Annotated in this window: 10 protein-coding genes; 5 read left to right on the top strand and 5 right to left on the bottom strand. The window is 63.5% G+C overall.

What is annotated here, in order from left to right; translation table 11 throughout:
* Positions 1-61: 61 nt before the first annotated feature.
* Complete coding sequence (locus tag A477_RS0114490; RefSeq protein ID WP_026005646.1) at positions 62-727, top strand: alpha/beta hydrolase family protein; 666 nt, start codon at positions 62-64, stop codon at positions 725-727.
* Here the strand turns inward: A477_RS0114490 and A477_RS0114485 are convergent.
* The 3 genes from A477_RS0114485 to A477_RS0114475 form a co-directional block, all read right to left on the bottom strand.
* Positions 724-2,835 carry an elongation factor G-like protein EF-G2 gene (locus A477_RS0114485; protein WP_026005645.1) on the bottom strand — a complete coding sequence of 704 codons (2,112 nt, stop codon included), beginning with the start codon at positions 2,833-2,835 and terminating at the stop codon, positions 724-726. The two genes, A477_RS0114490 and A477_RS0114485, sit on opposite strands and share 4 nt — an antisense overlap.
* Positions 2,836-2,994: 159 nt before the next feature.
* Entirely contained in the window at positions 2,995-3,729 is a 735-nt protein-coding gene (locus A477_RS0114480; protein ID WP_017199683.1) for a M50 family metallopeptidase, read from the bottom strand.
* Between the two features lie 31 nt (positions 3,730-3,760).
* Positions 3,761-4,378: a TetR/AcrR family transcriptional regulator C-terminal domain-containing protein gene (locus tag A477_RS0114475; RefSeq protein ID WP_017199682.1), complete on the bottom strand. Its 618-nt coding sequence runs from the start codon at positions 4,376-4,378 to the stop codon at positions 3,761-3,763.
* 160 nt (positions 4,379-4,538) lie between these two features.
* On the opposite strand from A477_RS0114475, the gene A477_RS0114470 reads away from it, so the two are divergent.
* Both A477_RS0114470 and A477_RS0114465 read left to right on the top strand, forming a co-directional pair.
* Positions 4,539-5,996 (top strand): APC family permease, encoded by a 1,458-nt coding sequence (locus A477_RS0114470; RefSeq protein WP_017199681.1) that lies wholly within the window; start codon positions 4,539-4,541, stop codon positions 5,994-5,996.
* Positions 5,986-7,620 carry an amidohydrolase gene (locus tag A477_RS0114465; protein ID WP_017199680.1) on the top strand — a complete coding sequence of 545 codons (1,635 nt, stop codon included), beginning with the start codon at positions 5,986-5,988 and terminating at the stop codon, positions 7,618-7,620. Before A477_RS0114470 ends, A477_RS0114465 begins: the two co-directional genes overlap by 11 nt.
* A 23-nt stretch (positions 7,621-7,643) precedes the next feature.
* Here the strand turns inward: A477_RS0114465 and hrpB are convergent, their stop codons facing one another.
* Together hrpB and A477_RS0114455 are read right to left on the bottom strand one after the other, a co-directional pair.
* The gene (gene hrpB, locus A477_RS0114460) at positions 7,644-10,301 is read right to left on the bottom strand and encodes an ATP-dependent helicase HrpB (protein ID WP_049941414.1); all 2,658 of its coding nucleotides are present in this window, start codon (positions 10,299-10,301) and stop codon (positions 7,644-7,646) included.
* 93 nt (positions 10,302-10,394) lie between these two features.
* Complete coding sequence (locus A477_RS0114455; RefSeq protein ID WP_017199679.1) at positions 10,395-11,438, bottom strand: NAD(P)-dependent alcohol dehydrogenase; 1,044 nt, start codon at positions 11,436-11,438, stop codon at positions 10,395-10,397.
* A gap of 129 nt (positions 11,439-11,567) precedes the next feature.
* On the opposite strand from A477_RS0114455, the gene A477_RS0114450 reads away from it, so the two are divergent.
* The gene (locus A477_RS0114450; protein ID WP_017199678.1) at positions 11,568-12,464 is read left to right on the top strand and encodes a helix-turn-helix transcriptional regulator; all 897 of its coding nucleotides are present in this window, start codon (positions 11,568-11,570) and stop codon (positions 12,462-12,464) included.
* A gap of 344 nt (positions 12,465-12,808) precedes the next feature.
* Positions 12,809-14,791, top strand: a complete 1,983-nt coding sequence (locus A477_RS0114440) for an HNH endonuclease signature motif containing protein (RefSeq protein ID WP_026005642.1) — start codon at positions 12,809-12,811, stop codon at positions 14,789-14,791.
* Positions 14,792-14,925: the final 134 nt, after the last annotated feature.

Below are 14,925 nucleotides of genomic sequence, written 5' to 3'. Positions count from 1 at the left end.
GCGTTTAGGCCCTGCGCGTCAGCACCCGATGTGTTTTGGTGTGGTGGGCAATGATGGAAGCATGCCAAACACTGAAACATCCGTGACCATTGCCGTCGGTGAAACCGAAGTGTCAGCCCTCCACATCCGGCCCCCGCAGCCCTTCGCCACCCTTGTTGTAGCACACGGGGCGGGAGCCGGAATGGAACACCCGTTCCTGGAGGGCTTCGCTGATGCGATGGCAGGCGAAGGCGTAGCCTCGTTGCGCTTCAACTTTCCCTATCGCGAAGCTGGCAGGCGTTTTCCGGACCGCCCTCCGCTGGCTATCGCCACTTGGCGGGCAGTCATGGACAAAGCCGCTGAGCTAGGCCAAGGTGAACCCCTTTGGGCAGCGGGTAAATCCTTCGGTGGACGTATGGCTTCCATGGCAGTGGCCGAGGGCATGCCCGCAAGGGGCTTGGTGTTCCTCGGCTATCCGCTCCACGCACCTGGCAAGCCGGAGAAACTGCGGGATGAACACCTCTACGGCGTCACTGTGCCCATGCTCTTCCTCCAAGGCACGCGCGATACGTTCGCTACGCCGGAACTGCTGGAGGCGGTAGTGGCGAGGATAGGCCCGACGGCGACACTCCAGTGGAGTGAGGGCGGTGACCATTCGTTCGCGGTGAAGGGCCTGAAACGTGGGGCGGCCGAGGTTGGGGCGTCGCTTGCCCCGGCGGTTGCTGCTTTCCTGCGGGCAAACGACTAGGCCTGCTTCGGCAGAGGTTCGTGGCGAAGGAACGACCTGCGAAAACGGCCCGTGCCTGCAGTGAGGGCACGGAGTTCTATGGCGTAGCGCAGCAGCTCCTGGTCCGGCACTTCGGCACTGATTTCCGTTCCTTCACCGTCAGCGGCGGTGGTGCCGGTTACACGACCCCTGCGTCCGGACAGATCGCTCATCACGGCGCCCACGTAGTCGTCGGGAACGCTGATGACAACGGACGAGACCGGTTCCAGCAACTGGATCTTGGCCGTGGCCGCAGCTTCCCTCAGGGCCAACGCGCCGGCCGCCTGGAAGGCTGCGTCGGAGGAGTCCACACTGTGGGTTTTTCCACCTACCAGCGTTACCTTGATGTCCACCACCGGGAATCCGGCGGATACACCCTTCAACATTTGTGAGCGGACGCCCTTCTCGACGGATGTGACAAACGTCCCGGGGATTGCCCCGCCCACGATTTTGTCAGTGAACTCAAAACCCTCACCGCGGGCCAGTGGCTCCACCTCAATATCACAGATGGCGAACTGTCCGTGGCCACCGGATTGCTTGACATGCCGCCCATGCCCGGTTGCCTTGGTGGCAAAGGTTTCCCTGAGGGGCGTGATGACATCCACGGTCTGTAGTTTGACGCCCTGGTTCCGCAGCCTGTCCAGGACAACCTCGGCGTGGGCCTCCCCCATGCACCACAGGATGAGCTGGTGCGTGTCCTGGTTGCGTTCCAAACGAAGCGTTGGATCGGCTGCTGCAACCTTTCCGATGCTCTTGGCAAGTGCGTCCTCATCACTGCGCGATGCCCCTTCAATAGCTACGGGCATCAAAGGCTCGGGCATGTTCCAGGTCTCGATGAGTATCGGCGCCCCCCGGTCCGAGACTGTGTCGCCTGTCTCCGCGCTTGCCAGCTTGCTGATGGCGCAGATGTCACCGGCAACGCACTTCGGAATGGCTTTAAGGCTCGAACCCACAGGCGAGTAGAGATGGGTGACGCGCTCATCGGCGTCGTGGTCTTCATGCCCCCGGTCCGCCAAGCCCCTGCCGCCGATATGGATCGAAGAGTCTTCCCGCAGGGTGCCTGAAAAGACCCGCACCAAGCAGACGCGGCCGAGGAATGGATCCACGGTGGTTCGCACTACTTCTGCGGCGAGTCGCCCGGCGGGGTCACAAGGCAACGGCTTCAGTGAAGACCCGTCCAGTTTCATCACCGCCGGGGTGATGCGTTCCAACGGCGATGGCAAGGCATCGGTCAACAGTGCCATGAGTTCCGGCAGGCCCAGGCCCGTTTCGGCCGACGTCGGCATCACTGGGAAAAAGCTGCCCCGTGCCACTGCCGTTTCAAGGTCGTTGATGAGGTCTGCAAGAGGCAGTTCTTCACCGCCAAGATACCGGTCCATGAGGGTTTCATCTTCGCTTTCAGCGATGATGCCTTCGATCAAGGGTCCCCTGGCTGCTTCGACATCCGAAGCCGGTTCCAGGTCCTCATTCTCAGTGCCGTGGAGCACGCCGATGAGTCCGGCATTTCCCACGGCTGGGAGATACAACGGCAGGACTGCCTCACCGAACGCTTCCTGGCAACGCGCGACGGCGGCTCTGAAGTCAGCGCGGGGATGGTCCAGTTTGCTGACTACCACCGCGCGAGGCATCCGGACCTTCTCGCACTCGCCCCACAACGCAACGGTGGCACCGTCAATTCCGTCAACAGCGGACACAACGAAAAGGGCCGCATCTGCGGCCCTCAAACCAGCGCGCAGTTCGCCGGTGAAGTCGGTGTAGCCGGGGGTGTCGATCAGGTTGACCTTGATATCCCCCACAAGAATCGGTGCTACGGACAACGTGACCGAGCGTTGCTGGTGGATCGCGGAGGGGTCCGAGTCACTGACAGTGGTGCCCTCACTGATGGAGCCCATCCGGGTGATGGCACCTGTTGCGGCCAGCAAGGCCTCCACCAGCATCGATTTGCCTGCGCCCGAATGCCCGACGAGTGCCACGTTCCGGATTTTCGCCGGATCGCCGGCGGTCAAGGCAGCTCCGTTGTCACCGCGCCTGGCGTCGGTTGCGCCAGGCCCGGTTCCTTTTGCTGTTTCGCGCGTGCCCTTCGCGGACATGGGCACCTCCTGGTGTTGTCTCCCGGCACGGTGTCCGAACACATCCAGTTCGAACGTTAAAGAGGATTGGACACCCTGAAGCAACCACAGGGCAAGGCCTGGCGGCGACGAAACCCGGAGTATCGGCGTCGGACCCCGGAGCGCCGGTCAACGACGGCACTAAACGGTGAGTATCCCCCACAGCAGCCACACCGATGCTACGGCGCATCCAGTGATCACCACCGTGAATCCGGTCAACCAGACGAATGCCGGCACGCCGGTGGTGCGGCCAAGAATGAAGGCATCAGAGGCAGCCAAGCGGTCGCGGCGTCGGGTGTGCACGCCGGCCAGTTTGAACAGATCCCTGACCCCGCCTACGGATAGGGCGACACCGAGCGCCAGGACTACATAGTTCACTACCGTGGGCGTCGCGAACAGGATCAGGAGCTGCGCGATGCCAGCGCTCAACACTGCCACCAGAATGCCGGTGAGGTTCCTCAGGAAGATGAGAGAAACCAGCAGGATCAGCGCCCCGATGGACATGGCCGCGCCGGACCGGCCAGAGGCAAAAGCGGCGATCAGGCACAAGCCAACCACGGCCGGCGCGGGGTAGCCCCAGAACCCGGACCACGCTGCCCCGAAAGCGCTCCGGCCACTACTGACAAGACGCCCCGAATGGTCGAGGCCGATTCGGAGCCCATGGACAAAGCGTCCCGTCATAAGTGCGGCGTAGGCATGCCCCAGCTCATGGACGAAAGTGACGTAGAGGCCGAACCACCTCCAGGTTGCACGAGGGATGCTCAGGACGACGGCGCACGCGAGGATGCCCAGCAGGGCAGATAGTGGCACCGCGGTGGTGTGCGTGTCGGTGAAGCCGCGGACCACCGCGTCCCACCAATCTTGCGCGAGATTCAAGGGATCTTCCAGAATCCCGGAGCTGCCGGATTCACAGCACCGTCGACTGAAGACGGGAATGCAGTCCGGCTATGAGGATCTCGAGGCCGAACTCGAAGGCTGCTTCGCCTCGCTCATCAGTGGGTCCGGCGTGTGCCAAGGCGCTGGTGAGGGCGGGGTACCCCTGCGCAGGTGGCGCCCAGACGACGTCGGGTGCTGCCAGGTCCAAAGCGAAGCCCAGGGCGAAGCTGTCAATGGTGGAAATCGCTGACATCACATCCCGGCCTTGGAATCCTGCTGCTTCGAGCGCCACTGCCAGGTTCTCGTAGAGTGCCATGACTTGGGCGTCCTGAACAGTTTGGAGTACCAGCAGGGGCGCGAGTTTTGGGTGCCGTGCGAAGGCGTCGCGATAACTCCGGACGATGGCTCGAAGTGAGGCCTCCCAATCCCGTTCGTCCTCCAGGACATAGGGGCTCTCGGAAATGATCCGGCCACGCATGAGCTCGAGGATCTCCTCCCGCCCGCTGACGTGGTTGTAGATGGAGGACTGGCTCACGCCGATGCGCTTGGCCAGTTTTGGCAGGCTGAAGTCCCCTGCCTCGTCCACCAGTTCCAGGGCGGCGGTGACGAGCGCATCAATCGATATCAGCGGGACCAGCGGGCGTGCCATACGGGTGTCTCCATTCAAGGTTGTTGTTACGACTCTAGCCAGAAGTTTGCGTCGAGGTATTGTGCGCGGGGTCACAAGGACCTACGATAAACGAAAGCCTTTCGCTTTATGTTCGGCTTCTCCTGAAAACTCCCTTCCCCATAAACCCCAGAGGATCCCCATGTCTGACCTCGAAACCCGACCTCCGGCAGCAGACGCCGGAAATGGGCTCAAGCGCAACGCCATTGGCACCGGCGGTATCGCCTTCCTGGTGATCTCCGCAGCAGCTCCCCTCACGGTGATGGCCGGCGTGGCACCTGTAGCCATCGGCGTCGGGGGCATAGGCGCCCCCATGGGCTACGCCATTGCCGGCGCGGTCCTGCTGATCTTCGCCGTCTCCTTCATGGCCATGACCAAACACGTCAAAGCCGCCGGCGGCTTTTACACGTACATCACTTTGGCCATGGGCAGAACCGTGGGCCTCGCGTCAGCCATCCTGGCGATCGTTTCCTACAACTGCCTGCAAATCGGCGTCTACGGACTGTTCGCCGTCCAAACCCAAGCCATGCTCCTCGCACTCTTTGGCTGGGACGTGCCGTGGCCTGCCGTCGCTTTGGTTGCCATCGCGGCCGTCTGGTTCCTGGGATACCGGGGCATCGATGTTGGTGCGAAGGTCCTTGGCGTCCTGCTCATCGCCGAGACTGCGATCCTGGCCATCATGGGCTTCGGAATCCTTGCACGTGGCGGCGCTGAAGGCATCAGTTTCGCCTCGTTCTCCCCCGAGCATGCTTTCACTCCGGGTGTCCTGGCCATCCTGGCTGTCTGCTTCGCAGCCTTTATGGGCTTCGAGTCCACCGTGCTGTACCGCCGCGAGGCACGAAATCCTGACAAGTCCGTTCCCCGGGCAACCTACATTGCAGTGGGCTTCATGTCCGTGTTCTACGCGTTCATTGTGTGGACTGTCATCCAGGCCTACGGCGATGGAAACGTGGTTGTTGCCGCCGGCGAACTGGCCGATGGAATGTTCTTTGCCACCATTAACCAGTACGTGGGCCCTTGGGCGGAAGTAGTCATGTACGTGCTGATCGTGACCAGCGTTTATGCCTCCCAACTGGCCTTCCACAACGCCATCAACCGCTACGTGTACATGCTCGCCAAAGACGGCGTGCTCCCCGCATTCCTTGGCAGGACCCACCCCAAGTACAAGTCCCCGCATCGCGCCGGGCAGATCCAGACCATCCTGGCCGCCGTCGTGATCATCATTTGCGCCGTCGCCGGCGCGGACCCTTACAAGCAATTGCTGATCTGGGTCAACACGCCGGGCATCTTTGGGATCGTGGCCCTTCAAGGCCTCGTGTCGGTAGCTGCGTTCATGTACCTGCGGCGCAACCCCGCCGCAGCCACCAGCCGTCTACTCATTCCCCTGAGCGTGGCCTCAGCCATCCTGCTGTTCGGCGTGGTGGCACTGATCGCCATCAACATCGAACTCCTCACCTTTGCGGATGCGCCAACCAATACCATCCTGCTGCTGGTCACGCCCGTTGTATTCCTTGCGGGATTGCTGATCGCCCGCAGGCTGCGCACCACCCGTCCCGCCGTCTTCTCCCGAATTGGAAGCTTTGAAACCCATGACTCCTGACCTCATCGTCCTTGCCGACACCGTTCACACGATGGATGGGCAACACCACGGCCAGCCTGTCCAGGCCGTCGCCGTCAGCGGCGGATTGATCGCCGCCGTCGGCAGCCGCCAGGAGGCCAGGGACTGGCAACAGACCGACACACGGGTGCTGGACCTCGGTAACGCGACGCTCACGCCCGGATTGGTGGACTGCCATATCCACCCGGTGTTCGGTTTGGATCTGACAATCGGTGCCGACCTCGCGGCCGCTACGTCGCTGGATGAAGTCCTCACACTTCTGGGGACAGAAGCAGCGCACGACGGCGGCTGGTTGCGTGGATGGGGATTGAACCCGAACGCTTTCGGAACAGTACCGCTGCATCGGAGTGTGCTTGACGGAGTCTCCGGGGACCAGCCTGCGTTCATCCGGTTGTTTGATGGGCATTCGGCATTGGCGAACAGCCGCGCCTTGGAACTGGCCGGAATTCATGGCCGGTTCGAATTCGACCAAGCCTCCGAGGTGGTCTGCGACGCAGACGGCGTTCCCACCGGGCTCCTCCTCGAGGCTGCGGCCATGGAATTGGTGCAGCGCCACATCCCGCAAGAGTCCTTCGCCCAACGCAAAACACGGCTTGCCGGGCTCCTTGGGGATTTCGCCCGCTCGGGCCTGACGGGCGGCCACATCATGGACCACAGTAAGGAATCCACCGCACTCTTCCAGGCATTGGAGGCAGACGGCGAACTCCCGCTGCGCCTTCGGGCCGCGCCGTGGTGCATGCCGGGCAGTGGTGAAGCCGAATGGAAAGAAATGGCCCGCAGCATCGGCACAGGTGGCCGGCGCTGGTCCATTGAAGCCATCAAACTCTTCGTCGATGGCACCGTGGACAACGGAACAGCCTGGCTCTACGAACCTGATGTGCATGGCCAATCCACTGCGCCGTTCTGGCCGCGGCCCGAAGAATATTCCGCCGCCATCCGGTACTTCGCCTCCCGCGGTATCCCCACTGCTACGCACGCTATCGGCGATGCCGGTGTAGACCATGTGTTGGAGGCCCTGGAATCGCTGCGAACCGACGTTCCTGCTGACGTCCTGCGCCGTACCGTCCACAGGATTGAACACATCGAAACAGTGCCCGATGATCTGGTGGCACGTTTCAAGGGTGCAGGCGTGGTGGCCAGCATGCAGCCGACCCATTGCACCCACTACTCACTTGCCGATCACAGCGACAACTGGTCTACCCGACTCGGCGCGCAGCGCGCGGAGCGAGCATGGCGCTGCCGCGATCTTCGCGACGCCGGAGTGGCTTTGGGTATCGGCTCCGACTGGCCGATCGCACCCTACGAACCGCTTCCAATCATCGCGGACGCCCAGTTGCGCCGTCGTTCGGGCCATCCGGAGCAGGAACCCATCGCACCGTCCCAGGCCCTCACAGCGCGCCAAGCCTTGGAGGGGTACACCTCCCACGCAGCGAAAGCTGCAGGTCAGTGGGACGTGTCGGGCTCCATCACCGTGGGCAAGCGCGCCGATTTCACGGCGTTCGAACTCGATCCCCTGGCAACCGGTCCGGACGAATTTGCCGCGAGCAGGGTCCTCGGAACGTTCGTGGACGGGGAAATCCAGTTCATGTTGGAGCGGCACGCTTAGCCGGCCCCCTCGGGAACGAGAGGCTACATCCTGTTCTTCGTCCTGGCCGTGGCAGGTGCTGTCCACGGGTCTTCGGGCCAGGGATGCCTGGGGTAACGCCCACGCATCTCGGCCCGAACCTGGGAGTAGGGACCGGACCAAAAAGAGGCGAGATCGTCCGTGACGGCCAGCGGCCTTCCTGCTGGGGATAACAAGTGAAACAGCACGGGGACCCTACCCTCCACGAGCCGAGGCGTGCGGTCCCAACCGAAGCATTCCTGAAGCTTGACCGCCACAACCGGGCGGCCGTCGTCGTGACCACTACCGCTGCTGTCCGAAACTTCGGGGTAGTCGATCCGGACACGCGAACCACTCGGCACTGCCAGGCGCTCCGGCACGAGGTCTTCGAGCCGGGCAGCCTCCGGCCAAGGCAGCAGGCGCCTCAAAGGGTCAGCGAGGTTGATGGAACTCACCGAGGCCCCGGCGGCAATAGCTTCCAGCTCCGGGCCCAGCCAGTCCTCCAGCGTGGACAGCAGGGCGGCTTCGCGTACGTCGGGCCAGGGACTTCCGAGCTCGCGGTGCAGCAACGCAAGGCGCCGCCGCAGGCCATCAGCTGCGGTGGACCAGCCGATCATGGACAAACCTGCCTTCTCCAGCGCCTCGGACACGGCGCGACGCCCGGACTCGGCGCTGGGACGGATGGGCGTCGAGGACAACACGATCGCGCCCATACGACGCTCGAGCCTGGCCATTACCCGGCCTTGGTCAAACTTCGCCTGCACTGTCTCCGTGAGGAGATCCGGCGCGGCAGCTTCCGCCAAGTCAAGCGACAAGGGCGCGGCAGAACGGATGACCGCGCCCGTACCGGCGGCATCACGCCCCTGGGCGCGGGACACCTCGGCAACTGCAAGCCAGTCCTGCCCGGACAGTGAACTGCCAGCGGGGAGCCCGGCTCGCGTCCCTGACGAGAGTAAGTACGTGGTGGATCCATGTCCGGGTACACGCCTGGCCACGCGGTCCGGGAAAGCCAGCGCCACCACAAAGCCGGGCGCTTCCCTCGCTGTGACATCGGCAAGCGGCTTGGGAGCCACGACGGCGGCAACCTCCTGCCGTACCCGTGTCTCCTTCTGTATCAGTGACTCCATCCGCCTGACGTCTTCCTTGTAACGTCGGGCTCCCGGGTCTGCTCCCGAACGCAACGCAGTAAGCAGCTTCGTAAGGTCGGCGCCGGGCGCTCTTTGATCGCCGGCGACGAGTGCCACTGTTTCAGCCGCTGCGCGTTGGCCCACAACGGCCGATCCGTCCAGCAAGGCGCGGGCAAGCCGGGGGTCGGCCGGGATGCGCGCCAGGGTCTTGCCCGCGGCGGTGGCTGTTCCGTCGCGTGTGACAGCACCCAGTTCCCGGAGTACCTCCACGGCATCGTTCATGGCCGCAGCTGGCGGTGCGTCCGGCAACTGCAAACCGGAACCGCCGGGTGCGCCCCAGCAGGCAAGGACCAAGGCAGCGCTGGTGAGGTCTGCAACGGCGATTTCCGGAGTCTGATGTGCTGGAGCTGCAGCATAGGCTTGCTGGTCGTAGCAGCGAACCACCGTGCCCGGTCCTTGTCTCGCTGCGCGACCGGCGCGTTGATCTGCGGACGCGCGCGAACAGGAAACGGTCACGAGGCCGGACATTCCGCGGCCAGCGTCCCGGCGTGGTTCCCTCGAGAGGCCGGAATCGATGACCAACCGTACGCCGGGGACAGTGAGGGACGATTCAGCCAACGACGTAGACACAATGATCCGGGGCGGCTCGCCGGGTTCACGGCCGGATACCGCGCGGTCCTGCGCTTGCGGACCGATCTGGCCGTGCAGCTCGAGCACCTCCACACCTTGTGGCAGCTGCCCGCGAAGACGAGTGGCGACGTCGGAAACTTCCCGGGCTCCCGGGAGGAAAACCAGTGCGTCCACCTCGGGGTTCCGGCTCAGGGCCGCTGCGTGGGAAGTCGCCGCCGTGTGTGCCACATGATCGAGGAAACTTCGGGATACGCCTTGCGTATCCAGTCGATGCTCCCGGGCCGGAGCCCACTGGATCTCCAGCGGGTACAGCGCGGAAGGACAGTCGACAACGGGAGCCGGCCCACCGCCGTCGAGCCCTGTCCCAAGAAGCTGCGCGAAACGCGGGGCATCGAGGGTTGCCGACATGGCCACCAGCGTGAGGTCACCGCGCAACTCACGAACCTCCGCGAGCATGCCGACCAGGAGATCCGTTTCAAGTCCGCGCTCGTGGACCTCATCCAGGACCACTGCATGGACGTCCTCTAGGCCGGGGTCAGCCAGGAGACGCCGAAGGAGAATGCCTGGCGTGACGAATTCGACCACTGTGTCCTGGCTGGCTTTGCTCTCACCGCGGACGGTATAGCCCACCCTGCCGCCCAGGCTGCTTCCGTCCAGCGTGGCAAGGCGGCGTGCAGCTGAGCGGGCGGCTACACGCCGGGGTTGGGTGACGACGACGCGTGGCTGACCCTGCTTCTGTTCGGACAGGAGATTAGCGAGCAGCGGTGGAACAAGCGTGGTCTTGCCTGTGCCTGGCGGCGCCTGCACAACTGCCGTTCCGCCGACTACAGTGCCGCCATCGCCCTGGTCTTTTAAACCCAAAGCAAGCGTGGCCAGGGATTCCGCAAAGACCAGTCCCGCACCGATGGTGTCCAGTCTGAAAGTCACCAAACCATTGTCCCTGTTGCATGGCAGTGAAAAGGCCACGCCCTCAACGGGGCGTGGCCTTTCTCATTCTGCCGCTGTTGGAGTGCTGCGTGTCTAGCCGATGGTGGAGGCGTCGATGACAAAGCGGTAGCGGACATCGGAGGCAAGAACGCGTTCGTAAGCATCGTTGATCTTGCTGGCCGGAATGACCTCGATCTCGGCGCCGAGGCCGTGCTCAGCGCAGAAGTTCAGCATTTCCTGAGTCTCGCGAATACCGCCAATCGCGGAACCGGCGAAGCGACGACGCCCCGTAATCAGAGAGAACACGTTGACCGGCAGCGGCTCGGCGGGCGCGCCAACGTTGACCAACGTGCCATCGAGCGTGAGCAGCTGCAAGTAGGCGCTGATGTCGATGGAAGCGCTGACTGTGTTGATGATGAGGTCGAAGGTGCCAGCGAGCTGTTCGAACGTGGCGGGATCGCTGGTGGCGTAATAGTGGTCCGCGCCCAAGTTGAGCCCGTCTTCCATCTTCTTCAGCGACTGCGAGAGCACTGTTACCTCGGCGCCCATGGCGTCGGCAATCTTGACAGCCATGTGGCCGAGTCCGCCAAGGCCGACCACGGCAACCTTCTTACCGGGACCGGCGCCCCAGTGGTGCAAGGGCGAGTAGGTGGTGATCCCGGCGCACAGCAGCGGTGCGGCGACGTCGAGGTCCAAACCCTCCGGGATGGTGACGACGAAGTCCTCATTCACCACTACGTTGCTGGAGTAGCCGCCCTGCGTGATGGTGCCGTCGCGGTCAACGGCGCCGTAGGTGCCCACGTTTCCCTGAAGGCAGTACTGTTCCTCGCCTGCAAGGCAGTTCTTGCACTCCTTGCAGGAGTTCACCATGCAGCCGACGCCTACACGGTCGCCCACCTTGTGCTTGGTGACCTCCGAGCCAACCTCAGTGACGATTCCGGCGATTTCATGGCCAGGTGCCAAGGGGTACTGCTGCGGGCCCCAGTCACCGCGAACAGTATGGATGTCCGAGTGGCAGATGCCTGCGAACTTGATGTCAATGTGGACGTCGTTCGGACCGACGTCGCGACGTTCGATGGTGGTCAGGGTCAGGTCGCCCGTGGCCGAGGGGGCAGCGTAAGCGTTAGCGGTAGGCATGTTTCTCCTGCGTAGTGAACGTTGTTGGATGTTTCCATCTAACCTTCTTTCCCTGAATGGAAGGAGTTACTGCTGTAAGGGGTAATGACAGGGACTCCCTTAGCGGGCCAAAGGTCCTACCGTTGAAGTATGGACAACCGGACAGAGACGCGCGATTTCCTCTCTACTCGACGGGCTAAGATCACGCCCGAGCAAGCGGGACTGGCCGCCTATGGCGGCAATCGCCGTGTACCGGGCCTCCGCCGCGGCGAAGTGGCCATGCTGGCCGGAGTCAGTGTGGAGTACTACACCCGGCTGGAGCGGGGAAATCTCGCGGGTGTCTCGGAAAGCGTCCTGGAATCCTTGGCGAACGCCCTGCAACTCGACGACGCCGAACGTGCACACCTGTACGACCTCGCCCGCGCAGCGAGTGACGGCGGCAGGTCACGACGCCGGCCGGTGCGGAAGCAAGCCATCCGGCCAGGCGTTCAGCTCACGCTGGATGCCATCAGCGGCTCGCCCGCTTTCATCCGCAACGGTCGGTTGGATCTGCTCGCAACAAACGCCCTGGGCCGTGCTTTGTACTCAGATATTTACGATAGTCCGGCCGGGCCACCCAACCATGCCCGCTTCCTTTTCCTCGATCCGCGCAGCCGGGATTTCTATACGGATTGGGAACGGGCAGCAAACGACACGGTAGCCATTATGCGGACCGAGGCGGGCCGCGATCCTTACGACCGGGGCCTTAGCGATCTTGTGGGTGAGCTGTCCACGCGCAGCGAGGAATTCCGGGTTCGTTGGGCATCCCATAACGTGCGCCAGCATTACACCGGGAAAAAGCACTTCCGGCATCGGATGGTTGGCGATCTGCACCTTTTGTACGAAGCCCTTGAGCTTTCGGCCGACGCCGGTTTGACCTTGACGGTCTACAACGCGGAACCCGGCACCGGTACGGCGGATGCCCTGCAGCTGCTGGCAAGCTGGGCCGCAACCACCCTCACAATTCCTGAAGATTCCGGGAACCTCCGGACCATCCACAACAAGTGACTGAGTCATCAACGTCAAGAGGCACCATGGGTATCATCCGGAGTTGATCGTGTGCTGATAAAGGTTTGACCGGGGTGGGAGGGGCGCAAACAACACGTCAATCCTATTCAACCGAACCACGCCATGAGTCGCTTCCTGAGGTTTCGGGCAGTGCCGAAGCACCGGGATGCCACACCCCGCGGAGTGCATCGACCTGAAGCTGCATCTTTGCTGCCGACGCTGTAGGCATCCGCTGCCAGCATTTCCGTTGACTACAGCCGGACTGCCGGCTTCCTTGCCCCAGGATGCGAGGGTCATCGTGAGGAGGGGCTAATAATGTCAGAGGCCCGTGACAGGGTTGGTTTATGGGAGCAATCGGGCAGATGTTGGCGAGGCGGGCGCGTTCGCCCCGTGCCGATGCCCTGCTGCGTCAGCGGTCCCTGAGGTCCACGGGTGTCCCAGTCCGGACGGCCACTTCAGGGGATGCGACGGCGGCCGACACACTCGCGGGTGACTCTCCAAGCGCTGGGCTGCTTCCCGGATTTGAGTCATTGAGCGGCTTACCGGAGTTCAGCACAGCCGGTGAAGTAGGCGGGCCGCTTGCACATGTGGGCGAAACCTTGAGATCCCTTCGCGAATCCGCGGCCGGTGAGGCGCGGTTGTTTGGTTTTGTTGAGGCTGCTGATTTTGCGGGCAGGGTCGAGGAGATCTCGCGGTCCTTGGAGTACTTGCAGGTCGTCGCGGCGCAGGCGGTGGAACGGACCCGGAAGGAAGCACGGCAAGCGCCGCAGGGGTCGTCGGGATCTTCAGGATCTTCGGGGTCGTCGGGATCTTCGGGATCTTCGGGGTCAGTGCCGGAGTGGCGGACCGGGTGGACTGAACCGGGGCCAGGATCCGGTGTGAGGCCAGAATCCGGTGTGGGGCCAGGATCCGGTGTGGCATCAGCCTGCACCGCTGAGGCGCGCTCCGCAAGCGCAAGTGCTTCCGTGAGCGGCGCAAGCACTGTGACCGGTCCAGGGCCAGTGACCGGTCCGGGGCCAGTAACCGGGGCCGCCGCAGCCAATGCTGGTTTCGTGGATGATGGCTACCGGAACGCCGCGGAGTTCCTTCGGGCCCGGTTGCGGATCAGCATCGGCGAGGCCCGGCGCAGGCTCGCCCTCGCCCCCGAGGTCCTCCCCCAGACGGGAATAGCCGGGCAACAGATCCCCGCCCGGCGCGAAGTGCTGGCCGACGCCCTGGCCTCCGGGGACCTGCCGTCCCGGTCCGCGAGCATCATCAGCACCGCCCTGGACCAAGTCCGGCAACTCACCGATGAGGACACCATCACCCGGATGGAACACGCCCTGACCGCCACCGCAGTCGAATCCGACCCGGACTTCGTCACCAAAATGACCAAACGCTGGACCGACATGATCGACCAGGACGGCACCGAACCCTCCGAAGAAGTTCTCCGCCAACTCCAAGGCGCGTTCCTGCGCCGCCGACGCCGCCACGGACTCCACCACATCGAAATCTTCGCCACCGCCGAACAATACGAAACCCTCACCACCGCCATGAACACCGCCACCAACCCCAGGCTCACCGGCAACCACGAGCCCGGCATCGCAACCGACCCCAGCACCGGCAACAGCCCGGAGGAAGGCACAAAACCGGAGTCCAACACAGGCGCCGCCGGAGCCAGCAGCGGCAGCAACCGTGACGAGAATATCCCCGGCCCTGACCTGGACCGCCGCAGCCGGGCCCAGAAACTCCTCAACGGCCTCGTCGGCGCCTGCGCCCTCGCGATGACCACCGGGAAACTGCCCTCCAACGGCGGACTCCGCCCCCAACTCACCGTCACCATCGACGAACGCGACCTCTTCAAACAACTCAACAACCACACCAAACACCACAACACCGGACCGGCCCCAAACCGGCTCAGCACCGGCACCGCAACCTTCACCGGCCCGATCCACCCGAACACCATCCGCAAAATCGCCTGCGACGCCGACATCATCCCCGTCCTCCTCGGAACCGACTCCCGCGTCCTGGACATCGGCCGCACCACCCGGATCTTCCCACCCCACATCCGCAAAGCCATCACCGCCCGCGACGGCGGCTGCGCCTTCCCCGACTGCACCATCCCCGCACCCTGGTGCGAAGCCCACCACACCACCTACTGGTCAAACGGCGGCACCACATCAACCAACAACGGCACCCTCCTCTGCAGCCACCACCACCACCTCATCCACAAAGAACAATGGCGCATCGACATCACAACCGGTGTCCCCTGGTTCATCCCCCCACCCCACCTCGACCCCCAACAAACACCCCGACGCAACCACCACCACACACCCCAGAGAACATAAAGGTGCGCAGTCGTCGTGCGGATGCCTCAGCTGAGCCCACATCCACGAGCGGTCAGCCCACGAGCATCGTCGCTCGGAGGGTGACCCGTCAGTTCGGCTTGCCTGCCAGTTCAGCAATCTCGTCGAAAACAAAT

The sequence above is a fragment of the Arthrobacter sp. M2012083 genome (assembly GCF_000281065.1).
Lineage (GTDB): Bacteria > Actinomycetota > Actinomycetes > Actinomycetales > Micrococcaceae > Arthrobacter.
Note: the sequence above shows the minus strand (reverse complement) of the source record. Positions and strands in the feature narration are given on the sequence as shown.